Here is a 25,812-nt window from a genome sequence, read left to right on the forward strand (position 1 = left end):
TCCTGCGGAAGTACGGTCGTGCCGAGACCCCGGAAGCGAAGCTGAGGAGGCTCGGCCGAACGTCCGCGGAAAGCGGAGCAGTTCCCCTCACCATCTAGCATAAACCTGGTTGACAGAGCCCTGGCAGATTCTATGCTAGAAAATAACAATCTTTGCGAAAAGAGCCTTTTTATAAAGGTTTCATCCTTTGAGGAGATTTAAAATAAGTATATAATGGGAGTAGACAAACATTCACAAGGAAGATAAAGAATGTACATACAGGAATAGATTATCTTAAGAAAAGGGAGTGCACTCATGACGCTAATCTTTGCACACCGGGGCTCAGCCGGGACTCACCCGGAAAATACGATGGACGCATTTTATGAAGCCGAAAGAGTAGGGGCGGACGGTATTGAATTAGATGTTCAGCTAACCAAAGATGGAGAAATCGTCGTCATTCATGATGAAACGGTTGATCGCACAACCAATGGGAAAGGGTTTGTCAAAGACTATACGTGTAAGGAAATTCAAAAGCTGCAGGCGAATTTCAAATTTAAAAGTAAGTTGTTCAAAAAAAATCGTGTACCCTCATTGAGAGAGGTATTTCAGTGGTTAAAGGGCAATGAAATGCTTTGTAATATTGAATTGAAAAACAGCATTATAGACTATCAGGGCTTGGAAGAAAAAGTGATCGGATTGATTAGGGAGTTTGGGTTTGAGGATCGAATCATCATTTCTTCCTTTAATCACTATTCGATCGTGGCCTGCTACCGATTGGAGCCTGCAGTTGAAATTGCTCCATTGTACTCATCGGGTCTATATATGCCCTGGATTTATGCCAGGTCCATCAGGGCGAAAGCGATACATCCCAATTTAAAGGCTGCCCCCGATGAGATCATTATAGAAGCCATGAAAAACGGGATAGCTGTCAGGCCCTATACGGTAAATAAGGTGGATCAGATGGAGAGACTTCTCAGTATCGGCTGTTCAGGGATTGTGACGGACTTTCCTGATCGGGCATTGAAGTTAAGGAATCATAAAAAAAGCTAGCGTAGAAAACTACGCTAGCTTTTTTTCGTGAATCGGGACTGTACTTTATTGCGCTTTCGATCACGGTGCAGAACAAATCCCGCAATAAAACCGAGACCGCAAATAAAGAATAGCAAACCGATCACGAATTGCAGCCATAAATAAGGAATGGGTGACTGCAGAATACCAAATAACATATCTCTCATCAATTTAATCCCCAGTGCAGCAAGTGCGCCGGGAATCAACATTATAATAAGGGCAATTAGTCGGACCATGAGGTGCATAACTCCTTTTTTCGCTTCCATACTAAAATTCTAACTCCAACTAGAAAATTGTCAAGTTTAGAAAAGTAGTGTAACATTATGGTTGTGAAAAAAATTGCAGGTATTGATAGTCGGGGTGAAAAATGTTGCAAGAGGTTCTAATTGTCGGTGGGGGTAAAGGTGGAACGGCGATTTTAAAAATCCTCCACGAAGCTTCCGTCATGAAAGTGATTGCAGTTATAGACCTAAATGAAAACGCTTCAGGTATATTGTTGGCTAAAGAGATGGGGATACCAGTTGGTACTGATTGGCGACAATTCCTGAATGATACTGTTGATATCGTCATTGAAGTGACCGGTGAACAAAAAGTGTTTGAAGATATAAGAGACATGCGGGGGAAGAATACAGTCATTATTCCAGGCAGTGTTGCCTTTCTTATCTCAAAGCTTCTCGAAGATAAGGAAAATCTCATTCATCAATTAACAAGTGAGTCGTTTAAAAGAGATCTTATTTTTAACTCGACTGATGATGGTATGGTCGGGATTGATGATCAAGGAAATGTGATGCTCTATAATAAAAGCGCAGAGCGGATGATTGGGAAAGATCAGGAAGACGTTATCGGGATGCATATCTCTGACGTGATTCCCGAGAGTAAATTAACCACCACGATGGAAACACGGCGTACTGAAACCAATCAAGAAGTGGTGTTGGATAATGGGCTGAAGATCATCTCCAATCGGATTCCGATGATTACCGACAATGATGAGATCATCGGTGCTTTTTCTGTATTTAAAGACATCACGGAGGTCGTGAATCTTGCCGAGGAAATAACGAACCTCAAAGAAATCCAGACCATGCTTGAGGCTATCATTCATTCCAGCGATGATGCCATTTCTGTAGTCGATGAAGAGGGGAAAGGAATACTGATAAACCCTGCTTATACACGAATCACAGGGCTCACCCAAGAAGAAGTAATCGGAAAACCGGCGACAGCAGATATTTCCGAAGGGGAGAGTATTCACTTAAAAGTCCTTCAAACAAGAAGGGCCATCAGGGGAACAAGAATGCGGGTCGGTCCAAAACGGAAAGAAGTGATCGTTAACGTAGCTCCTATCATAGTGAACAATAAGCTCAAAGGGAGTGTCGGTGTCATCCATGATATGTCTGAGATTCAGTCACTCACCCAGGAGTTGGATCGTGCGAGAAGAATCATTCGGACCCTTGAAGCGAAGTATATGTTCGAAGACATCATCGGGGACTCAGAGGAAATGATGATTGCCGTAGAACAAGCGAAATTGGGGGCGAAAACGCCTGCCACTGTTCTTCTTAGGGGTGAATCCGGTACGGGAAAAGAATTATTTGCACACGCGATACATAATGCGAGTGATCGAAAGTTCAACAAATTCCTGCGGGTCAATTGTGCTGCATTATCGGAGAATCTATTGGAAAGTGAATTATTTGGATATGAAGAAGGTGCCTTTTCTGGAGCAAAGCGGGGAGGCAAACGAGGATTATTTGAAGAAGCCAATAATGGCAGCATATTCCTGGATGAAATTGGGGAGTTGAGCGCCAACACTCAAGCCAAGTTACTGAGGGTCCTGCAGGAGAGCGAAATTGTTCGGGTTGGGGGGACAAAATCCATCCAGATTAATGTCCGGGTCATTGCGGCGACGAATGTGAATTTGGAAAAAGGAATCGCTGACGGTTCTTTCAGAGAAGATCTTTACTACCGGCTCAACCGAATGCCCATTCAAATACCTCCACTGAGACATCGTAAATCAGATATTCCGCTCATTTCTGAAACCCTGATCACCAAGATCAACCAGGATTACGGCAGAAATGTTGAAGGAGTTACTGAAGAAGCGATGAACAAGTTAATGAATTACCATTGGCCAGGGAATGTCAGAGAGCTTGAGAATGTATTGGGTCGAGCGATCATCTTTATGAATTACAATGAAGTAATGATTGCCGGCAAGCATTTACCTCAGCTGGAGAATACATCAAAGAGGCATCTTAAAGAGGTTGCGGCCGATCCATCAGGAAGCCTCAAAGATTTGGCCACTCAAGTAGAACACTATGAAAAAAATATAATTCAGAAGGTTTTAGAGCAGAATAATGGTAACAAAACGGCAGCAGCCAAAGCGTTAAATGTTTCAGTTCGAAATTTGTATTACAAAATTGAAAAATATAACATTGAAATAACTAGCATGAAATAATTTGCGTAGTATGAAGAAAGTTGCATGGTTAAATATTTGGAAATGAAGCGTTTTCAACACTTCAAAAGTTGGCACGGTTCTTGCATATAGTTTAATGGGAACATAATAACAGAAAAAAGGGGTTGAAACGACATACATGAATCTACAATCTTTGGTGGAAAAAGCAACCCAGATAGAAAATTCCACTGTAGCGGTCGCAGCTGCAGAAGATAAAGAAGTCCTTGGGGCTGTCGCAATGGCAGTTGAAAAGAATATGGCCGAATTTTTATTGTTTGGTGATAAAGAAGAAATTCTGTCTCTTTTAGAAGAGGTCGCGCCACAGCTTCGGTCACACGGCAACATTAAAATCAAGCACGCTTTTTCTCCACAGAAAGCAGCGGAACTTGCTGTGAAGGCTGTAAAGGAAAACGAAGCAAGTGCTTTAATGAAAGGAAATGTTCCTACTGCTGTCATTTTAAAGGCAGTGTTAAATAAAGAGTGGGGACTCCGTACAGGTAATGTATTATCACATGTTGCAGCTTTTGAGGTGGCTGGGTTCGATAGATTGACATTAATAACGGATGCAGCTATGAACATTGCACCTGATTTGCAGCAAAAAGCGCAAATTATTGAAAATGCCGTTGGGATTGCCCGATCAATCGGTGTCATCCATCCGAAAGTTGCCCCGATAGCCGCGGTTGAAGTAGTGAATCCGGCCATGCAGGCAACAGTGGATGCCGCTTCCCTTACGATGATGAATCAAAGAGGTCAGATCCGTAATTGTGCCGTCGACGGACCGTTAGCCCTTGATAATGCAGTTTCCCATCATGCTGCTGAACATAAAGGGATTGAAAGTGAAGTCGCAGGACAAGCTGATATCCTGCTTGTTCCGAATATCGAAACGGGTAATGCTCTTTACAAGTCCCTGATCTACTTCGCAAAAGCGAAAGTCGGGGCTGTGATTGCGGGAGCAAAAGCACCCATTGTGTTAACATCCAGAGCAGACAGTGCAGAAAGCAAGTTATATTCATTGGCACTGGCTATATGCTCTGCTTCAAATAAATAAGAAACATTAAACATAATTAGACTTTAGGGGGAAATAAAAATGAAAATTTTCAGCTATATGGAACAATATGATTATGAGCAATTGGTATTCTGTCAAGATGAAGCATCAGGGTTAAAAGCGATCATCGCCATTCATGATACTACACTTGGGCCTGCACTTGGAGGAACCCGTATGTGGACATACGAATCTGAAGAAGCAGCGATTGAAGATGCTCTGCGTCTTGCCAAAGGAATGACGTACAAGAATGCAGCTGCAGGGCTTAACTTAGGTGGAGGGAAAACGGTTATCATCGGTGACCCACGCAAAGATAAGAATGAAGAAATGTTCCGTGCGTTTGGACGCTACATCCAAGGATTAAACGGTCGTTATATTACTGCAGAAGATGTTGGTACTACCGTTGCTGATATGGACTTGATCCATGAAGAAACAGATTATGTAACAGGTATCTCACCAGCCTTTGGTTCTTCAGGTAACCCTTCTCCTGTTACGGCCTATGGAGTATACCGTGGAATTAAAGCTGCAGCGAAAGAAGCCTTTGGAACAGATTCACTGGAAGGGAAAACAATCGCTGTTCAAGGAATCGGTAATGTTGCGTACAATATGTGCCGCCATCTTCACGAAGAAGGAGCAAATCTGATCGTTACAGATATCAATAAAGAAGCTGTTCAACGTGCTGTAGACGAATTCGGAGCAAAAGCTGTTGATATCAACGAAATTTATGGAGTTGAATGTGACATCTTTGCCCCATGTGCATTAGGAGCGATCATCAACGACGAAACCATTCCACAGCTAAAAGCAAAAGTCATTGCAGGGGCTGCGAATAACCAATTAAAAGAAACTCGTCATGGTGACGCGATCCATGAAATGGGTATCGTTTATGCACCTGACTATGTCATCAATGCAGGTGGAGTCATCAACGTGGCGGATGAATTATACGGCTACAATAGTGAAAGAGCGATGAAAAAAGTGGAGCAAGTGTACAACAACGTTGAGCGGGTTATTGAGATCGCTAAACGTGATAATGTTCCAACTTACGTAGCTGCTGATCGTATGGCGGAAGAAAGAATCGAGAAAATGCGCCGTTCAAGAAGCCAGTTCTTACAAAATGGTCAACATATTTTAAGCAGACGTGGATAATTAGAAGAAAAAACGCTTTACTTCTAACAAGAGTAGAGCGTTTCTTCCCTGTTAATGCGAACATCGAACAGATTAAGGGGTTATCTATCATAGGGGAAAAATTCTACGTACAAACATTACAATAATAGCTACCCAAATGGAGGTAACAACAGTGCAAGAGAATAAATATCGAATATTAGTCATTAACCCTGGATCGACATCAACCAAAATAGGTGTTTTCGATGATGATCGATCTATCTTTGAAAAGACGATTCGTCATGATACAGAAAAGATTAATGAATTTCCAACTATTATCGATCAGTATGAATTCAGAAAAGATACCATTCTTCAGACGTTAGATGAAGAAGGGATCAACATTTCAAAACTAAGTGCTGTTTGTGGCCGTGGGGGCCTTCTTAGACCGATAGAAGGTGGCACATACTTAGTGAATGATGAAATGCTCAAGGATCTTAAAGAAGGATTCTCGGGTCAGCATGCTTCAAACCTTGGTGGGATTTTAGCGTTTGAAATTGCCTCTGGATTGAACATTCCATCTTATATTGTCGACCCAGTGGTGGTGGACGAGCTACAATCACTTGCCCGGGTTTCAGGATTTTCACTCATTGAAAGAAAGAGTATTTTCCATGCGTTAAATCAGAAAGCGGTAGCAAGAAGAGTCGCAAAGGAACTCGGAAAGAAATATGAGGACCTAAACCTGATCATCACTCATATGGGTGGTGGAATTACCGTCGGTGCCCACCGAAATGGGAAAGTGGTGGATGTGAATAATGGTTTACATGGCGATGGCCCATTCAGTCCTGAAAGAGCAGGTACTGTTCCAGCGGGTGATTTAGTTGACCTATGCTTCTCAGGTGATTATTACCGTGATGAAATCATGAAAAAACTCGTTGGTCAAGGTGGCTTAGTCGGTTATCTTGGAACAAACGATGCGGTAAAAGTAGAGAAGATGATCGAAAATGGCGATGAAAATGCCAAAGCCGTGTACGATGCGATGGCGTATCAAATTGCAAAAGAGATAGGCTCAGCAAGTGCCGTCCTTAATGGGAAAGTAGACGCCATTGTGTTGACGGGGGGTCTAGCTTATGGGAAAGAGTTTGTCAAAGCGATAAGCAATCGAATCAATTGGATAGCAGATGTCGTGATTCAACCAGGAGAAAATGAACTGCAAGCTCTTGCGGAAGGGGCATTAAGGGTCTTACGAAGTGAAGAAGACTATAAGGTGTACCCTGGAAATGTAAAAGAAGAAGCAAGAGTATAAGAGCAAGGAGGACTCAAGATTGGCAGAAGAATATGATTTAGTCATTCTAGGGGGAGGCACAGGTGGCTATGTAGCCGCCATACGTGCTTCTCAACTTGGATTAAAAACAGCAATCGTTGAAAAAGGAAAACTGGGGGGAACATGCTTACACAAAGGATGTATACCTAGTAAAGCTCTTCTTCGCAGTGCTGAAGTATATGCTACAGCTAAACACAGTGAAGACTTTGGTGTGAAAATCAATGGAGTAGAGTTAGATTTCTCAAAAGTTCAATCCAGGAAAGACGGGATCGTTGAGCAACTTCACAAAGGCGTTCAACACTTGATGAAACAAGGCAAGATCGATGTCTTTGAAGGACTTGGACGTATTTTAGGACCTTCTATTTTCTCCCCGATGCCAGGGACGATTTCTGTTGAAATGAACAACGGGGAAGATAATGCAATGTTGATCCCTAAGAATGTGATCGTCGCAACAGGTTCCAGACCTCGTTCATTACCGGGACTTGATATTGATGGAGAATACGTATTATCCTCGGATGAAGCGCTTTCACTTGAAGCTCTTCCTAAATCGATCATCATCGTTGGCGGTGGGGTCATCGGTATTGAGTGGGCTTCCATGCTGTCTGACTTTGATGTTGAGGTAACCGTTGTGGAATACGCTGATAAAATCGTACCAACCGAAGACCATGAAGTTTCCAAAGAAATGCAGCGCTTAATGAAGAAAAAAGGCGTCAAAATCGTGACAGGTGCAAAGGTGCTTCCTGAATCCTTAGAAAAAGGGGACGGAGAGGTCACCATTAAAGCTGAGCATAAAGGAGAAGAAAAATCCTTTACAGCAGAGAAGATCCTTGTATCCGTGGGTAGACAGGCGAACGTCGAAGGCATTGGCTTAGAGAACACAGATATTAAAGTGGAAAAAGGCTTTATTGAAGTGAATGATTTCTTCCAAACAAAGGAATCTCATATATACGCGATCGGGGATGTCATCGGTGGACTTCAATTAGCTCATGTAGCATCTCACGAAGGAATCACAGCAGTGGAACATATGGCGAATGAGAAGCCTCATCCCATTGACTATTCACTGATTTCAAAATGCATCTACAGTAATCCTGAAATTGCAAGCGTAGGGATCACGGAGCAGGAAGCGAAAGAAAAGGGATATAACCTGAAGACCGGGAAATTCAGTTTCAGAGCTATCGGGAAAGCACTTGTTTATGGTGAATCGGATGGATTCGTCAAGATCATTGCAGACAAAGATACCGATGATATTCTGGGCGTGCACATGATTGGTCCACATGTTACAGACATGATTTCAGAAGCGGGGCTTGCTAAAGTATTGGACGCAACCCCATGGGAAATCGCGCACACCATCCACCCTCATCCTTCCCTCTCAGAAGCGATCGGAGAAGCAGCACTCGCTGTAGATGGAAAAGCGATTCATTCATAGAAAAGCGAAGCCGACTGTTCTGGCCCGACAAGCACAATGGGGAAATCCCAAAAGGCGTATTTTGCCTTATGGGATTTATCCATTGTGACCTCGAGGGCCAAGGAGGCGCAGCTGGACAAATAGAAAAGCGAAGATGGCTTATTGGCCGTCTTAAAAAACATAATAAGGTAGAGATCTTCTCTACCTTTTCAACCATTAGATTGTCTAGGAGGTAAATAAAATGGCAGAGAATCGTCATGAAGAGTTAGGCCTTTCCAATGAGAAAGTATTAGAAATGTATGAAACCATGCTGCTTGCCAGAAAAATCGATGAGCGCATGTGGTTACTGAACCGTTCGGGTAAAATCCCATTCGTTATTTCATGTCAAGGTCAAGAAGCGGCTCAAGTTGGTGCTGCATTTGCTTTAGATCGTGAAAAGGATTATGTACTTCCGTACTATCGTGACATGGGTGTTGTATTAACATTCGGGATGACGGCCCGTGAATTGATGCTATCAGGTTTTGCAAAAGCAGAAGATCCAAATTCAGGTGGACGTCAAATGCCTGGTCACTTTGGTCAAAAGAAAAATAATATCGTAACGGGTTCTTCTCCTGTAACCACTCAAGTGCCACATGCCGTTGGTATCGCTCTTGCCGGCAAAATGGAGAAGAAGGATGTGGTGACGTTTGTGACGTTCGGTGAAGGGTCTTCCAATCAGGGAGATTTCCACGAAGGCGCAAACTTTGCAGGTGTACATAAACTTCCTGTCATTTTCATGTGTGAAAACAATAAATATGCGATTTCGGTTCCGATTGAAAAACAATTAGCTTGTGAGAACGTGTCCGATCGTGCCATTGGATATGGAATGCCTGGAATCACGGTTGATGGAAATGACCCAATCGAAGTATATAAAGCGGTCAAAGAAGCAGCGGATCGAGGCCGTCGTGGGGAAGGTCCAACCCTTGTTGAAACAGTTTCTTATCGTTTAACTCCTCACTCCTCTGATGATGACGATCGAAGCTATCGCTCTCCTGACGAAGTGGCAAAAGCGAAAACAAACGATCCGATCATCACGTTTGGTGCCTATCTGAAAGAAACAGGCGTTATGAACGATGACATTGAGAAAGAAATCAATGATCGCATTATGAAGCTCGTGAACGAAGCAACGGATTATGCAGAAAACGCTCCATATGCTGAAGCAGAATCAGCGATGAAGTATGTTTATGCAGAAGAGAAGTAAGGGGGAATTCAATCATGCCAGTAATTTCATACATTGATGCCGTAACAATGGCCATTAGAGAAGAAATGGAACGTGATGAGAAAGTATTCGTTCTTGGAGAAGACGTAGGGAAAAAAGGTGGAGTTTTCAAAGCGACTCATGGATTGTATGATCAATTTGGAGAAGAACGTGTCATCGATACGCCACTTGCAGAATCAGCTATAGCCGGAGTTGGAATCGGAGCTGCCATGTATGGTATGAGACCGATTGCAGAAATGCAGTTCGCTGATTTTATCATGCCTGCTGTGAACCAAATCATTTCTGAAGCCTCACGTATTCGTTATCGCTCGAATAATGATTGGAGCTGTCCGATGGTTATTCGTGCTCCATATGGTGGTGGAGTACATGGAGCACTTTATCACTCACAATCCGTTGAGGCCGTTTTCGCTAACCAGCCAGGATTGAAAATCGTGATGCCTTCCACTCCATATGATGTGAAAGGCTTGCTGAAAGCGGCGATCCGTGACGAAGATCCAGTATTATTCTTCGAACACAAACGTGCTTACCGTCTCATTAAAGGAGAAGTACCCGAGGATGATTACACTCTTCCAATCGGAAAAGCAGACGTGAAGCGTGAAGGGGAAGACATCACAGTTATCACTTACGGCTTGTGTGTTCACTTTGCTCTTCAAGCAGCAGAAAAGCTTGCGCAAGATGGAATTGAAGCGCACATCCTGGATTTACGTACAATCTATCCATTAGATAAAGAAGCGATCATTGAAGCAGCATCCAAAACAGGGAAAGTTCTGCTCGTGACAGAGGACAATAAAGAAGGAAGTATCATGGGTGAGGTTTCTGCGATAATCGCTGAAAATTGTCTATTTGAGCTTGATGCTCCAATCAAACGCCTTGCTGGTCCCGACGTTCCTTCAATGCCATATGCACCAACAATGGAAAAATACTTTATGATTAACCCGGACAAAGTTGAAAAAGCAATGCGTGAACTTGCAGAATTTTAATCAGAGTAAATACCAATTAAACTCAACACAGTAAGGAGGGTTCCTCATTGGGTATTGAAAATATGAAAATGCCTCAGCTAGGGGAAAGTGTTACAGAAGGTACAATAAGTAAATGGTTGGTTTCACCTGGTGATACCGTCAATAAATATGATCCGATTGCGGAAGTTCAAACGGATAAAGTAAATGCAGAGGTGCCATCATCCTTTACGGGTACCATTAAAGATTTAATTGCTGACGAAGGGGACACTCTTGAAGTCGGGGAAATCATTTGTTCGATTGAAGTGGAAGGTGAAGGTTCTGCACCTGCTGAAGAAACTCCGAAAGAAGAGCCTAAGAAAGAAGCGGATGAAACACCTCAATCAGCACCTAAAACGAAGGCTCCAAGTAAAGATAGCGGGAATAAAGCAAGGTATTCCCCGGCAGTATTAAAGCTATCTCAAGAGCACGATATTGACCTGAATCAAGTGGAAGGCACTGGAAACGGCGGCCGTATCACTCGTAAAGATCTCAAGAAGGTCATTGAGTCAGGTAATATTCCAAAAGCAGGAGAGGCTCCGGCACCTAAGGCTGAAGCTCCGGCTCCTCAGCAAGCGCCTGTGAAAGAGCAAGCCGTTCAACAACCGGCGAAGCAATCGGCACCTGCAGCGAACGTTCCTGTTGTACCTGGGGATATTGAAATCCCGGTTTCGGGAATTCGTAAAGCCATCGCATCCAACATGGTTCGCAGCAAGCATGAAGCTCCTCACGCATGGACAATGATGGAAGTGGATGTTACAAACCTTGTTGATTACAGAAACTCACTTAAAACGGAATTCAAACAACGTGAAGGTTTTAATCTGACATTCTTCGCATTCTTTGTGAAAGCTGTAGCGCAAGCCCTTAAAGAGTATCCGCAAATCAACTCTATGTGGGCAGGGGACAAGATTGTTCAGAAGAAGGACATCAATCTTTCCATTGCAGTGGCCACAGATGATGCACTATATGTGCCTGTGATCAAAAATGCAGACGAAAAGACGATCAAAGGAATTGCAAGAGAAATTACTGAGCTTGCCGGAAAAGTCCGCAGCGGTAAATTAACTTCTCAGGATATGCAGGGAGGCACATTTACGGTTAACAATACCGGGTCATTTGGTTCGGTACAATCGATGGGCATCATCAATTATCCTCAAGCAGCGATCCTTCAAGTGGAATCGATTGTGAAGCGTCCAGTTGTCATGAACAACGGAATGATCGCAGTTCGTGATATGGTGAACCTGTGTATGTCACTTGATCACCGTGTACTTGACGGATTGGTATGCGGAAGATTCCTGCAGCGGGTGAAAGAAATTTTAGAAAACACATCAAAAGAAAACACATCAATATATTAATAGTGACAAGGACTGGCCCTGGGTGGTTAGTCCTTCTTTTTTTCTGCTTCTGGATAGAAAGAATTATAAAAACTGAATGCCACGCCCAAGGATTCGGGAAATAATGGAGAATTATAACTGGAAGAATATCCCGTAAATAAATTCTTTACTGTTTATAGGTCGTTTTCCGAGTGATTTCAAGATAAAATTCCCTCCTATGTCTTCTCTCTCATTTATTTCTTACTTAATCTGAAAAAGTAGGGATACCCCAACCTTTTACCCTATGAGATGTGCATTGTAATCCGAAATATTCCTGGAGTTATATAATCTGTGTGACTATATGCATACATGAAATAAGCGTGAGGGTGACTTTTCTATTAATTTCTGAATATTTAGATTTAATCCGACATATACTTACAACATTTTACATTACTGTTGGGTATCTTTGGTTTAACAACTACTTTTTACCAAGTAGTGAATCAGGGAGGTGTCGGGTTTACCGAAGGAATCAAAAATTACTGGGAGGGAATTAGATGACAAGTAGAAAGCGTAAGGCAAGATGGTTATCCATTGTACTCACCTTAGTAATGTTTGTCCCATTACTGTTTCCATTCAATGCAGGGGCAACAAATACCTCACAATCAGCTCTGGCTAAAGAAAAGCCATCCACTTCAGCAAGCGAAAGCGCAAAGGTAAGTCCACAATCAAAGATCACATCGAAACTACAGGATCAATTCAAGAAAGATAAGCACGTCACATACTTAGTGAAGTTCAAGGAGCAGCTTGATACGAAGGCTGTAGCTAAGAAGGCGGCTGAAAAAGCGAAAAAGCAGAAGCTGTCTGCTAACAGCAAAAAATTACTGAAACGAAATATGGTCGTTTCCGAGCTTCGTGCCACGGCCCTTGAATCTCAAGCAGAAGTAAAAGAATACTTAACGAAACAGAAGAAGTCCGGTGCAGTCAAAGAAATAAAAGACTTCTATGTTGTAAACGGAATGGCCGTTACTTCCACAAAAGAGGTAATGGATAAAATTTCAACATTTGCTGAAGTTGAGAAAATCTTACCGAATGAAACGCGTCAACTCATTCAACCGGCAAAAGCTGAAGCTTCAGCCAGCGTTGTAGAAAAAGAAGTCCAAAACAGTCCGGCATCCATTGAATGGAATATTGACAGGGTTGGTGCACCGGCAGTTTGGGATATGGGAATTGATGGAGCAGGAACCGTTGTAGCATCGATTGATACAGGTGTTCAATGGAATCATCCGGCTTTACAGGAAAAGTACAGAGGGTATGACCCTCAAAATCCTGATGCCCCTGATCATGAATTTAGCTGGTTTGATGCAACAGCCGGGCAAAGTGCGCCTTATGATGATCAAGGCCACGGTACGCATGTTACAGGAACAATGGTCGGTGCAGAACCTGACGGCAGCAATCAGATCGGCGTCGCTCCGGGAGCAAAGTGGATTGCTGTTAAAGCATTCACGGCTAATGGAGGAACAGATGTTGATTTATTAGAAGCGGGAGAATGGATTCTTGCTCCAAAGGATGCTGAGGGCAACCCGCATCCGGAGATGGCTCCAGATGTTGTCAACAACTCATGGGGTGGCGGTGCCGGTCTTGACGAGTGGTACCGGGATATGGTGAACGCCTGGAGAGCGGCCGAAATATTCCCAGAGTTTTCTGCAGGTAATACAACATTATTTAATCCTGGTGGCCCTGGTTCAATTGCTACTCCTGCAAATTACCCTGAGTCATTTGCAACGGGCGCCACTGATATTAATGACAACCTAGGAAGTTTCTCATTACAAGGTCCTTCTCCTTACGAGGAAGTTAAACCTGAAATATCCGCACCTGGAGTGAATATTCGATCTTCAGTACCAGGAAGTAACTATGAAGGTGGATGGAATGGTACATCAATGGCGGGTCCTCACGTCTCTGCAGTTGCAGCATTGTTGAGACAAGTGGATGCAAGTTTGACGGTTGACGAAATGGAAGAGATCTTAATGTCAACTGCTGTTCCATTGACGGACGGTACCTTCCCTGAAACGCCTAATAATGGATATGGTCATGGATTGGTTAACGCATTCGATGCCGTTTCATCCGTAATGAGCGGAATTGGAAAAGTTGAAGGGCAAGTTTCAAAAGAAGGGGATGACACTGAAGCTCCAGTAATCAGTCATGAAGCCCCAGGTGAAGCATTCGAAGGAATGAATTTGCCACTACAAGCAGATGCAAGTGATAATGTGAGCGTAACGAATGTTTCATTACATTATCAAAATCAGGATGGTGCTTGGGAATCTGTTGAAGCAACTAGATCTTCAGGTGACTATACATCAGGAACTTATGAGGCAACCATTCCTGGAGAAGCACTGACAGGAGGAGAAAGTGTTACTTATAAATGGTTGGCAAGGGACTTTGGCGGAAATGAAGTAGAAACGGATGCTTATTCTGTCACTCTTCTTCCGGGAATCACAGTTGGATATGAGCAGGACTTTGAGACTTCTCCAAGTGGCTGGAGTTCTTATGGTCCAGGAAACAGCTGGGAGTGGGGTGTACCTGTCAATGGTCCAGGTGCCGCTACTTCAGGAGAAAAGGTATATGCAACAAGTCTGGATGGTACGTATGACAACAGTGCCAACATGTCGCTGCAGATGCCTCCGATCGATTTACCTGAAGGGGATAGCTTCTTACAATTCAAGCAGTGGCATGAGCTGGAAAGAAACTATGATTACGGTCATGTATTTGTATCCACTGATGGTGAGACGTGGACACAGGCGCTACGTGTAAATGGCAATACGGATGGCTGGATCGACGGAGAAGTGGATCTAAGTCAATATGCCGGTCAGCGCGTCTACATCGCATTTAATGTTACAACTGATGGAAGTGTCGTGAAACAAGGCTGGTATATCGATGACGTTAAGCTAAGTGGAGAATCGATTCTTCCAGCTAAAAAGATGAACCTTGGATTGAAATCGAAGGATGAGAAGTCATCATCCGTTTCAAAGAAACCTAATGTAAATCCGACTAAAATCAAAATGGCTAAACAAGTAAGCAAAGAAACTCCTGTTGAAGGAAACGTACCAGGGCCAGTGCTTCTTCCATTGCAAGCAGAAGTAAGTGTACTGGAAACAGGACGTTCGGTATATACGAACCCTGCCAATGGATCGTACCAAATGACTCATGCAGCCGGTGAGTTTACGCTACAAGCTTCAACCTATGGTTTCAGATCAGAAACACAGAGTGTAACGATTGAAGCCGATCAAACATCCAACGCCAATTTTACACTTGAAGAAATTCCTCAAGGAAATATTACGGGAACAGTCACCAATGAAATTTCTGGAGAACCGGTTGAAGGAGCTACCGTCTTCTTACTTGAAGATGCTGTTGTGGAGCCGGTGGAAACGAATGAAAATGGTGAGTATGAACTGGAGGCTTATGAAGGTGAGTACACCCTTAAAGTAGTTGCACCTTACTACTATAGTAAGGAAATGACTGTAACAGTTGAAGGTGGAGAAGTCTCAAATGCCGATGTTTCATTAGAGCCTTTCATCGGGTATCCTGGTGAAATTGGTTACGATGATGGAACAGCTGAAAACGCCCGTGCATTCTATGATGCAGGTAATGGCTGGGCTGTGAAAATGTCTCTTGAAGAAGGCAATGAAACAGCATTGGTTACGGGTGGTTTATTCCGCTTCTGGGATACAGAATGGCCAGTTCCAGGAGGAACAGAATTCCAAGTTGCCGTTTATGATGCATCTGGTCCTGATGGCGCGCCTGGTAAGAAAGTAGCCGGACCGTTTGATGGAACTGCTTTACGTAACGGGGAATGGACACATGTAGATCTAAGTCAGCATGGCATCATGGTAGACGGTGACTTCTACATGGTTTACATTCAATCAGCTCCAAATCCGAATGCACCAGGACTTGGAACAGACGAAGATGGGGAATATGCAGCGAGAAGCTGGCAATTCGTTGGAGGTGCATGGTCACAAGCACCAGAAGATGAAGGGAACTATATGATTCGTGCAACAGTGAATTATGAAGTCACTGTTGCACGAATCACATCACCGAAAGATGGATCATTCACTAATCAAGATTCGGTTACGGTTGAAGGGACTTCTGCCCCGACCACAACGGTTCACCTCTTTAATGGTGACGACGAAGTGGCAACTGCAGAGACGACGGAAGATGGTACCTTCTCTGCAGATGTTTCATTACATGATGGAGAGAATTCGATTACAGCGAAAGCAGCAACCGAACAAGGGATGACAGGACCATCTGAGCCTGTAATCATCACCCTTGATCAAGTGAAGCCTGAGCTTGCCATCACGTCTCCGAAAGAAGGCATGAAAACGAATCGTGAAGCCATCACCGTAGAAGGGACGATTGTCGATGAAAACCTTGCTTGGGTAAAAGTAAACGGCGAGAAAGCTTCTGTAAGTGATGGAAAGTTCAGTCATAGACTGCTTCTGAATGAAGGAGAAAATGTCATCCAGGTAGTAGCGAAAGATAAAGCTGGAAACAAAAAGAAACAAAGAGTAACAGTCTTTGCAAAATTTGGTGACATCGCAGTTGAAAATCTTCTTCCTGCTGAAGATAAAGAGCTGAAGAAGGGTGAATCGGTTAAAATCGAATTTGACAGTGAGCCTGGTTTAGATGCCACATTTGTCATCCAAATGCCACTGACAAATGCCGGATCCCAAGTAACAAACGCAAATGAGCTTCCAATGATGGAAACATCAGAAGGTCACTACGTCGGTTACTATACAGCCACTTCAAATGTAAAAGCACCTGGAGCACTTATTGAAGTGAAGATTTCCGATGATTATGGAAATGTCACAACAAAACGTGCAGAAGGTAAATTGTATATCAATACAAAAAAATAAACCTTAAAGAAAGAAGAGTCGACCCGTCGACTCTTCTTTCTTTTTGGCTCTTTTCGCAAAGATTGTTGCTTATTGTAGAAGAGAAAGTAATAGTTGATTTCCGCTACAGGATGCTCGCTTTCCGCGGGGCTGGCGGTGAGCCTCCTCGGCTGCGCCTCCGGGGTCTCACCTGTCCAGCTATTCCCGCAGGAGTCGAGCATCCTTCCGCTACAATCAACTTTCTGAGCATGAATCCTTAATGGAAAATAATTAAAACAAGAATTTTAGCAAACAATCTCATTTAAGGTAAGTAGAGATTGATATTCCTTTTAAGGAAGAAGAATTCTTTTTTTTTAGTTACACTTTTTTCTAGCACACTTTGAAGCTCTGTCATGAAAATACTGTTAAAGATGGTGAGGGGAACTGCGCAGACTCCTGCGGAAGTACGGGCGTGCCGAGACCCGGTTCGGCTAAGCTGAGGAGGCTCGGCCGAACGCTAGCTGCAAGCGGAGTAGTTCCCCTCACCATCCAGCATAGGCTGGTTGACAGAGCCCTGGCAAATTCTATGGTAGAAAACAACAATCTTTGCGTAAAGAGCCTTCTCTTTTGATTCATTAACCAGAGAGATTGAAGAAATACGTTTTTTTTTATATACTAAAATAGTATTAGTATAAACATTTCGAATTTTCAGGTGAGGACTCATGCTGGTTTAGTAAGATTCTTCAGGTGGAAATGTAAACGATTACAATCATGCAGGTCGAAAGAGGGGTATTATGAAGCTTAGTGATATGAAAGATCAATCATTCAGTCGAAGAACACTTACAGAATGGCAAGAAGCAGCTGAAAAAGCATTAAAGGGGAAAGGGATTCGTTCCTTACATACAAAAACCTATGAAAATATTGAACTTAAACCGTTATACACGAAGGATGATTTGCCCGGCGTAGATAGGGTGAAAGATTATATTCCCAATGTTGAAGGGAAGTTGGAGCAGGCTCCAAAATGGTTCATCGCTCAAGCGGTCAAAAGGGGATCCTGGGAAGAACTCACTTCTGCAATGAAGGATGCATTATCCCGGGGACAGAACTGTGTTTCATTTGAAGTAGGTGACTTAGACATAACAGAAGGCTTCGATCCATTTATAAAAGAAGTCGTTGAGTTAGAGACCCCTGTCTTTTCCATTGAAAAAAAGACAGCTTTCTCTATACAGCGAATGATGAAAATTCCTGAACTGAAGGAAATCAAAGGTGTGATGGGCTTTGATCCGATAAATGAAAATCCTGAGCATGTATTTGAAGACTGGCTGGGGGTTGTAAAAGAAGTAGATGAGCATCTTCCTAATTTGAAGACCATAATCATTAATTCTGCCCTTTATCATAATAGTGGAGCGAGTGCCACGCAGGAATTGGCATACGGCCTGAGTGAAGGGATCGCTTATGTTGAAACACTTCAAGAAAAGGGATGGACCATTGAAAAAATTGCCGGTAAGATGCATTTTCACTTTTCGGTAGGCAGCCATTTCTTCATGGAAATAGCCAAAATCAGAGCCTTTAAGAAATTGTGGCAAGAAGTATTATCCTCTTATGGACTTTCAGAACAAGCGATTGCGAGTTCTGTCAGCTGCAGTGCGGAAACGTCTCAATTGAACAAATCCACACTGGATCCTTATGTCAATATGCTTCGCGGGGGTGGAGAAGCGTTTTCTGCGGTTCTTGCAGGAGTCGATTATCTTCTTGTTGCACCGTTTAATGAAGTGAGTGGGGAAGCGAACGCATTTTCTGAAAGGATTTCCCGGAATACTCAACTGATTCTCGGTGAAGAAGCTCATCTGGATAAAGTGGTGGACCCTGGAGGCGGTTCTTATTATGTGGAATGGTTATCAGAAGAGGTAGGGAAGAGTGCATGGAAGGAATTTCAGGACGTTGATGGGGATGGGGGAATTCTTGCCTGTCTGAAAAATGGTTCCATTCATGAAAAAATAAATAGAGTGAGAGAGTCGCGAATCCATGATTTAGCCACACGAAAGAACTCGATGATCGGGACGAATATCTATGCGGATCTTGAGGAGCCATTTCAAGCTCCATCATCAAATGTTGGAGAGCGTTTGTCACTTCCTTTTGAAAGATTAAGAGAAAGGGCATATAAGCTGGCAAAAAAACCGGTGGCAGGCTTGATAGGGTTAGGGAAGTTGAAAACCCATAAGCCCCGGGCTGATTTTGTGAAAGGATTTTTAGCAACGGGGGGTATTCATGCGAATCAAAGCAAAGAATGCTTCTCTAAGGAAGATGTACTTCAATTTGTGGAAGAAACCCGTTATCCATACTATGTCGTTTGTGGAACAGAGGAAGAATATCGAGGCAATTTGCCCATGCTGATTGAGTCCATTCATCATATTGATTCGACCATTGTGATTGACCTGGCAGGGGAAATACCTGATGAGCATGAGTGGGTTCGCCTCGGACTGAATGGATCCATTTACAACAAGCAAAACATACTTGAAAAAGTAGATGGGCTATTAACCATCTGGGAGGAGGGAACTGACAATGACAAAGCCTGATTGGCAAGGAATCAACCCTTATTCGAAAGAAGCGGGAACCAATGATGTTTCCCTAACAGGCAGCACCTATGAGACGAATGAGAAGATTGTCATTAAATCTCTTTATTCAGAACAGGACTCAAAGGATATATCCCATGGAGAAGACCTTCCAGGCTTGGCTCCTTATACAAGGGGACCGTACCCGACGATGTATGTGAATCGTCCTTGGACAGTAAGGCAATATGCAGGGTTTTCAACAGCAAAGGAAAGCAATGCGTTTTATAGAAGAAACTTAAGTATGGGTCAAAAAGGCTTGTCTGTCGCTTTTGATTTAGCCACTCATCGTGGCTATGATTCCGATCATCCCCGGGTGGTAGGAGATGTAGGAAAAGCGGGGGTGGCCATTGATTCGATTCTCGATATGAAGATTCTGTTTGATGGAATACCTCTTGATCAAATGTCTGTTTCCATGACGATGAACGGAGCGGTGCTGCCCATCCTTGCATTTTATATCGTCACGGCAGAAGAACAGGGCGTTTCGCAGGAGAAACTGTCCGGTACGATTCAAAATGATATTTTAAAAGAGTATATGGTGCGCAACACCTATATTTACCCTCCTGAAACATCCATGAAGATTATTGCTGATATTTTTGAGTATACGTCCAAACACATGCCGAAGTTTAATAGCATCAGTATTTCCGGTTATCATATGCAAGAAGCGGGTGCGCCTGCCGATATTGAGCTGGCTTACACGCTGGCAGATGGACTTGAGTATGTGCGTACAGGATTGCAGGCAGGGATCGATATCGACTCCTTTGCACCAAGACTTTCATTCTTCTGGGCGATTGGCATGAATTATTTCATGGAAGTGGCCAAAATGAGGGCGGCGCGAAGAATCTGGGCGAAAATGATGAAAACATTCAATCCCGATAATCCGAAATCGTTGGCGCTCAGAACCCACTCCCAAACATCGGGTTGGAGCTTAACCGAGCAGGACCCGTATAATAATGTCATTCGTACATTACTTGAGGCGCACGCAGCTGCTATGGGTCATACACAATCCCTTCATACCAATGCATTGGACGAAGCGATTGCCCTGCCGACAGACTTCTCTGCGCGGATCGCACGAAATACACAGCTTTACCTTCAAGAGGAAACCGGTATTACGAAAGTGATTGATCCATGGGCCGGTTCACATTATGTCGAATCCTTGACCGATCAGTTGATGGAGAAGGCCTGGGAGCATATAGAGGAAATCGAAGAGCTTGGCGGGATGACCAAGGCGATTGAAACAGGGTTGCCGAAAATGCGGATCGAGGAAGCGGCTGCGAGAAGACAGGCAATGATTGATTCGGGGGATGAAGCGATTGTAGGGGTAAATAAGTATCGCCTGGACAAGGAAGACCCGATTGAAACGCTGGACATTGATAATACTGTTGTAAGACAAAAACAAATAGAGCGAATTCAATTGCTTAAAGAAGAACGTAATGAAGATAGAGTAATCGAGACGCTCGGGGCATTAACGCAGGTAGCAGAAACAGGAGAAGGGAATCTTCTTGAAAAAGCGGTAGAGGCAGCGAGAGCGCGGGCGACACTGGGAGAAATATCTGATGCCATTGAAAAAGTATCAGGACGACACAAAGCAACAATCAGGAGTATAAGTGGGGTGTACAGCTCGAATTTTTCAAATGAGCAAGAAATCAATGTCGTGAAAGAGATGACAGAAGAATTTTTGGAAAACGAAGGAAGAAGACCACGGATCCTTATAGCGAAGATGGGACAGGACGGGCATGACAGAGGGGCTAAAGTGATTAGCACGGCGTTTGCAGACCTTGGCTTTGATGTGGATATCGGACCACTGTTCCAAACGCCTGAAGAAACGGCGTTGCAAGCAGTTGAAAATGACGTGCATGTCATCGGTGTAAGTTCATTAGCCGCAGGACATAAAACACTCCTGCCTCAACTGGTAGGGGAGCTAAAGAAATTAGGCAGAGAAGACATTCTCGTTGTCATTGGTGGAGTGATTCCGGCTAAGGATTATGACTTCCTATTGAATAACGGAGCTTCTGCCGTTTTTGGACCAGGGACGATCATACCTGTTGCTGCCCAAAAAGTCATCAAAGAAATTTATGAAGTGCTGGGCTATGAGGAAGTGGCTGAATAATGGCAGAGCATGATTCAGGGAGAAAAAAGCGGTTTGTGAAGAAAAAAAAGGATTCTGTATCGATTACCGAATTAAAGGACGGGGTCTTAAATGGAGACCGAAGCTACTTGGCGAAGGCCATCACTCTGATTGAAAGCAATGCAGAGCAGCATTATGCCATGGGACAGGAACTGTTACAGGAGCTCCTGCCCTATACGGGTAAAAGCTTCCGGATCGGCATTACAGGTGTGCCGGGAGCCGGTAAAAGTACATTTATAGAATCGTTCGGGGAGATGTTATGTGAGCAGGATCTCCGGGTTGCCGTCCTTGCGATTGATCCCAGCTCTTCCATATCCGGGGGCAGTATTCTGGGGGATAAAACAAGGATGGAACAATTATCGAAGAATCCCCGTGCTTTTGTAAGACCTTCCCCCACTGCAGGAACACTTGGTGGAGTACACCGGAAAACCAATGAAACGCTCCTCTTATGCGAAGCGGCAGGATATGATCTTTTGATCATTGAAACCGTTGGAGTCGGTCAAAGTGAAGTGATGGTGAGGCAAATGGTGGATTTCTTCCTCCTGCTCGTCATCACAGGAGCCGGGGACGAGCTTCAAGGAATGAAAAAGGGGATCATGGAGCTTGCCGATGCCTTACTTGTCAACAAAGCGGATGGAGAGAATAAACCCCTCGCTGAGAAAACAAGAAGAGAGCTGAACCAGATCCTGCACTTTTTGATTCCCGCCACCAAAGGATGGAGCTCAAAGGCTTATACCTGTTCTGCCTTGAAAAATGAGGGATTAAAAGAACTGTGGAATGTGATTCTACAGTTCGAGAAGCAAACAAAAGAACAGGGAGTCTTTGAAGAAAGACGACTTCTCCAAAAGCAGGAATGGTTTCATACGATGTTGAAAGAAAGGGTTCTCTCAGACTTCTTTTTTCATCAAAGCATAAAGTCTGTCCTTCCTCATATGGAAAAGCGGGTGAAAGAAGGAGACTTTACGACTTCTCAGGCAGTAGAAGAATTGCTAAAGCGATACAAGGATGCAATTCATTGACGGGTTTAGTTAATTTTAATTGAAACATAGGGATTGAAATTGTTATGATAGGGGTACATCAAAATTCCTGTTTTTATGGAGAATGATTAAGTCAACGATTAAAAGGAGAGTTCAAGCATGGATATAGATTTCAATTTATTTATGAATGATGTTGTACGCCAGGCTCGTCAAGAAATCGAACAAGCCGGTTACACTCAGTTAACAACCGAAGAAGAAGTAGATCAAGCTTTCACTAAAGAAGGTACGACCCTCGTGATGATCAACTCCGTTTGTGGTTGCGCCGGAGGAATCGCACGTCCAGCAGCAGCTCATTCCGTTCATTATGATAAACGACCAGATCAATTGGTAACGGTTTTCGCCGGTCAAGATAAAGAAGCCACTGCGAAAGCGCGCAGCTACTTTACCGGCTACCCGCCATCTTCACCGTCATTTGCTCTATTAAAAGACGGAAAGCTATTGACGATGGTCGAAAGACATGAAATTGAAGGTCACGACCCAATGTCGGTTGTGAACAAAATTCAATCTTACTTCGATCAGTATTGTGAAGAAGTGTAAGTAAGATGAAAATAGCCCGTCAGGTTTCTCACAGGTAGAGTGAGAAGCTTGACGGGTTTTTTATGTTGGTTGGGAGTTGGGATATTCCTTTTTTTACCAAAACGCGCAATTCCTTATTAAAATGACGCAAATAACGGAAAAACGACGTAATAAATTAAATAATGACGCAATTACCTCCCGAAATGACGCAATTAAGGTCACTAAGAATGCATATAATTTGAATAATATTCATCCTTCTCCATTTCCTCAAACTTATAAAAACCTAGTAAAAAGCACTTTAATTTTCAGAAAATATAAACATTTATCTATAATTATAAAAACTATTGAATAAATATTTATCTCTGCTACAATACGAATATAGTAATTAATATACATTATATATTATATTTATACACACCAACCAAGGAGGAACCACAATGAAAAAGCTATTATCTCTCGTATTATTATTGATCCTATCTACTACTCTAGCAGCTTGCGGCGCAGGAGAAGAGAAGGCGGCTTCAGGCGAATCAAAGAAACTGATCATGGGGACGTCAGCTGACTATAAACCTTTTGAATATGTCGACACGGCCAACAGTGATGAAATCATCGGATACGATATTGACCTTGCCAATATGCTCGCAGATGAAATGGGGTACGAAATCGAAATCAAGGATATGGAATTCAGCGGATTGATCTCAGCCCTCAAAACCGGGCAGGTGGATTTTGTGCTTTCTGCCATGACGCCAACGCCGGAGCGACAAAAGAACGTTGACTTCAGTGAAGTCTACTACACGGCGAAGGATATGATCATCTCGACAAAAGAAAGCGGAATTCAAAGTGAAAAGGATCTTGATGGGAAGACAGTTGGTGTTCAGTTAGGTTCCATCCAACAGGATGCTGCAGAAGAGCTTTCAAAGTCGATTCAATTAAAGGTGGAGACACGTGATCGTATTCCTGAACTGATCCAGGATTTGCAAAATGGACGTTTTGACGCCATCATCATCGAAAATACGGTGGCAAACGGCTATCTGGACAAGAACGACGAGCTTCAAGGAAACACGATGAATGTAAATGAAGAGGAGGCTGGTTCTGCAGTCGCTCTTCCAAAGGACAGCGAGCTGACAAGTGAATTCAATGACGCATTGAAGAAGCTCGAAGAAAACGGAGAATTGGATAAACTGGCTGAAAAGTGGTTTGACGGAGAACAGTAGATTGATTAAGGGCTAACCCATCATCGGTTAGCCCTTCCTATTTAACAGTACGATTGGAGGAGAATATAATGCCACTTGATTTTCAACAACTGATCCCTTCGATTCCTTTTATTTTGGAAGGATTGAAGGTCACTCTTAAAATTGTCGGGTTAGCAGGAATACTTGGATTCCTATTCGGTATTCTGCTTGCTCTTTGTAAAATAAGTTCCATCAAACCTTTAACATTACTTGCAGATATTTATACATCGGTATTTCGGGGGACTCCTTTAGTTCTGCAATTAATGATCATCTTTTATGGTTCCCCCCAGCTTTTTGGAACTCAGGTCGAACCGTATACAGCAGCCATCCTTTCTTTTTCCCTTAATTCAGCTGCCTATATTTCCGAGATCATTCGTGCGGGAATCAATGCAGTGGATAAAGGTCAAAAGGAAGCGGCCATGGCCCTTGGGGTTCCATATCGTTTGATGATGAAAGACGTGATTCTGCCTCAGGCCATTAAAAACATCCTGCCTGCCTTAATGAACGAATTCATCACTCTTACGAAGGAATCTGCCATCGTCACTGTTATCGGGGCAGCCGATGTGATGAGACGTTCGTATATGGTAGGAAGTGATTTATATTCCTTTTTCGAACCACTCCTATTTGCCGGACTGATCTATTATGTGCTTGTCATGGTTCTAACCTTATTAGGGAAAGCGCTGGAAGGGAGACTACGTGGAAATGATTAAAGCAGAAAAGATTACAAAGTCGTTTGGAAAGCTTCAAGTATTAAAAGGGATTGATGTCTCCGTAGAAAAAGGGGAGGTTGTCGCATTGATCGGTCCTTCAGGTTCCGGGAAATCCACTCTTCTCCGCTGTCTGAATTATTTAGAGGAGCCAACCTCAGGATCGATATCCTTTGAAGAAGCTGTTGTAAAAAGCAAAAATATAAGCAAAATGAGACAAGATATAGGCATGGTATTTCAACACTTTCATCTCTTTCCTCATATGACAGCGTTGGAAAACGTGATCTACGCTCCAGTGAAAGTGAAAGGGCTAAACAGAACAGATGCCAAAAAATTAGGGACGGACCTCCTGACAAAAGTCGGTTTGAAAGAAAAAAGGGATGAATACCCAAACCGTTTATCAGGAGGCCAAAAGCAGCGTGTGGCGATTGCAAGGGCACTTGCCATGGAACCGAAAGTGATGCTTTTTGACGAACCGACATCTGCACTGGATCCGGAAATGGTCAAAGAGGTGCTGGAAGTCATGAAATCACTCGCTCATTCAGGGATGACGATGATCATTGTCACCCATGAAATGGGCTTTGCCAGAGAGGTGGCAGACAGAGTCTTATTCATGGATGATGGAAAGATCGTCGAAGAAGGAGAGCCTCTTCCGTTCTTCACGAACCCGCAAAGCGATCGGGGAAAAGAATTCTTAGAAAAAATACTTTAGACGATGGAAGGATTAGCGAACCGTTTCGTTAATCCTCCTTTTTATGTTCAAGGGGAATTATGGTATTCTAAAGTAGCTAAAAAAAGAAAGAGT

At 43.3% G+C, this 25,812-nt stretch carries 18 protein-coding genes; 17 read left to right on the forward strand and 1 reads right to left on the reverse strand.

From position 1 onward, the window contains the following. Nucleotides 1–294 precede the first annotated feature (294 nt). Nucleotides 295–1,029, forward strand: a complete 735-nt coding sequence (locus DET59_RS00005) for a glycerophosphodiester phosphodiesterase (RefSeq protein ID WP_113967505.1) — start codon at nt 295–297, stop codon at nt 1,027–1,029. A gap of 14 nt (nt 1,030–1,043) precedes the next feature. On the opposite strand, the gene DET59_RS00010 is transcribed toward DET59_RS00005, so the two are convergent. After that, nucleotides 1,044–1,283: a DUF2627 domain-containing protein gene (locus DET59_RS00010; protein ID WP_113968006.1), complete on the reverse strand. Its 240-nt coding sequence runs from the start codon at nt 1,281–1,283 to the stop codon at nt 1,044–1,046. 134 nt (nt 1,284–1,417) lie between these two features. On the opposite strand from DET59_RS00010, the gene DET59_RS00015 reads away from it, so the two are divergent. The 16 genes from DET59_RS00015 to DET59_RS00095 all read left to right on the forward strand — a co-directional run bounded on the left by DET59_RS00015 (nt 1,418) and on the right by DET59_RS00095 (nt 25,719). Then, the gene (locus tag DET59_RS00015; protein WP_113968007.1) at nt 1,418–3,487 is read left to right on the forward strand and encodes a sigma-54 interaction domain-containing protein; all 2,070 of its coding nucleotides are present in this window, start codon (nt 1,418–1,420) and stop codon (nt 3,485–3,487) included. A 136-nt stretch (nt 3,488–3,623) separates the two neighbouring features. Then, nucleotides 3,624–4,532, forward strand: a complete 909-nt coding sequence (gene yqiS, locus DET59_RS00020; protein ID WP_113967507.1) for a phosphate butyryltransferase — start codon at nt 3,624–3,626, stop codon at nt 4,530–4,532. Between the two features lie 39 nt (nt 4,533–4,571). Then, complete coding sequence (gene bcd / locus DET59_RS00025) at nt 4,572–5,669, forward strand: branched-chain amino acid dehydrogenase (RefSeq protein WP_113967509.1); 1,098 nt, start codon at nt 4,572–4,574, stop codon at nt 5,667–5,669. A gap of 136 nt (nt 5,670–5,805) precedes the next feature. After that, entirely contained in the window at nt 5,806–6,927 is a 1,122-nt protein-coding gene (gene buk, locus DET59_RS00030) for a butyrate kinase (RefSeq protein ID WP_181778004.1), read from the forward strand. 19 nt (nt 6,928–6,946) lie between these two features. Next, nucleotides 6,947–8,371, forward strand: coding sequence for a dihydrolipoyl dehydrogenase (gene lpdA, locus DET59_RS00035; RefSeq protein ID WP_113967512.1), 1,425 nt, complete (start codon nt 6,947–6,949; stop codon nt 8,369–8,371). A gap of 220 nt (nt 8,372–8,591) precedes the next feature. Next, complete coding sequence (locus DET59_RS00040; protein WP_113967514.1) at nt 8,592–9,590, forward strand: thiamine pyrophosphate-dependent dehydrogenase E1 component subunit alpha; 999 nt, start codon at nt 8,592–8,594, stop codon at nt 9,588–9,590. A 14-nt stretch (nt 9,591–9,604) separates the two neighbouring features. Further along, on the forward strand, nt 9,605–10,588 hold the full coding sequence (locus DET59_RS00045; protein ID WP_113967516.1) for an alpha-ketoacid dehydrogenase subunit beta: 984 nt from the start codon (nt 9,605–9,607) through the stop codon (nt 10,586–10,588). A 47-nt stretch (nt 10,589–10,635) separates the two neighbouring features. Beyond that, complete coding sequence (locus DET59_RS00050; protein ID WP_113967518.1) at nt 10,636–11,955, forward strand: dihydrolipoamide acetyltransferase family protein; 1,320 nt, start codon at nt 10,636–10,638, stop codon at nt 11,953–11,955. 512 nt (nt 11,956–12,467) lie between these two features. After that, nucleotides 12,468–16,820, forward strand: coding sequence for a S8 family serine peptidase (locus DET59_RS00055; protein ID WP_113967520.1), 4,353 nt, complete (start codon nt 12,468–12,470; stop codon nt 16,818–16,820). A 752-nt stretch (nt 16,821–17,572) separates the two neighbouring features. Further along, complete coding sequence (locus DET59_RS00065; RefSeq protein ID WP_113967523.1) at nt 17,573–19,354, forward strand: methylmalonyl-CoA mutase family protein; 1,782 nt, start codon at nt 17,573–17,575, stop codon at nt 19,352–19,354. Continuing rightward, the gene (gene scpA / locus DET59_RS00070) at nt 19,341–21,497 is read left to right on the forward strand and encodes a methylmalonyl-CoA mutase (RefSeq protein ID WP_113967525.1); all 2,157 of its coding nucleotides are present in this window, start codon (nt 19,341–19,343) and stop codon (nt 21,495–21,497) included. The genes DET59_RS00065 and scpA overlap by 14 nt, the downstream gene beginning before the upstream one ends. Then, nucleotides 21,497–22,534: a methylmalonyl Co-A mutase-associated GTPase MeaB gene (gene meaB, locus DET59_RS00075; protein ID WP_113967526.1), complete on the forward strand. Its 1,038-nt coding sequence runs from the start codon at nt 21,497–21,499 to the stop codon at nt 22,532–22,534. The genes scpA and meaB overlap by 1 nt, the downstream gene beginning before the upstream one ends. 117 nt (nt 22,535–22,651) lie before the next feature. Continuing rightward, a complete protein-coding gene (locus tag DET59_RS00080) occupies nt 22,652–23,089 on the forward strand; it encodes a BrxA/BrxB family bacilliredoxin (RefSeq protein ID WP_113967527.1) in 438 nt (145 codons plus the stop codon). A 416-nt stretch (nt 23,090–23,505) separates the two neighbouring features. Then, the gene (locus DET59_RS00085; protein WP_113967529.1) at nt 23,506–24,282 is read left to right on the forward strand and encodes a transporter substrate-binding domain-containing protein; all 777 of its coding nucleotides are present in this window, start codon (nt 23,506–23,508) and stop codon (nt 24,280–24,282) included. A gap of 68 nt (nt 24,283–24,350) precedes the next feature. Continuing rightward, a complete protein-coding gene (locus tag DET59_RS00090) occupies nt 24,351–25,010 on the forward strand; it encodes an amino acid ABC transporter permease (RefSeq protein ID WP_113967530.1) in 660 nt (219 codons plus the stop codon). Beyond that, nucleotides 25,003–25,719 carry an amino acid ABC transporter ATP-binding protein gene (locus tag DET59_RS00095; RefSeq protein WP_113967532.1) on the forward strand — a complete coding sequence of 239 codons (717 nt, stop codon included), beginning with the start codon at nt 25,003–25,005 and terminating at the stop codon, nt 25,717–25,719. The genes DET59_RS00090 and DET59_RS00095 overlap by 8 nt, the downstream gene beginning before the upstream one ends. Nucleotides 25,720–25,812 lie beyond the last annotated feature (93 nt).

Origin of the sequence: Rossellomorea aquimaris, from assembly GCF_003315075.1 — a bacterium.
Lineage (GTDB): Bacteria > Bacillota > Bacilli > Bacillales > Bacillaceae_B > Rossellomorea > Rossellomorea aquimaris_C.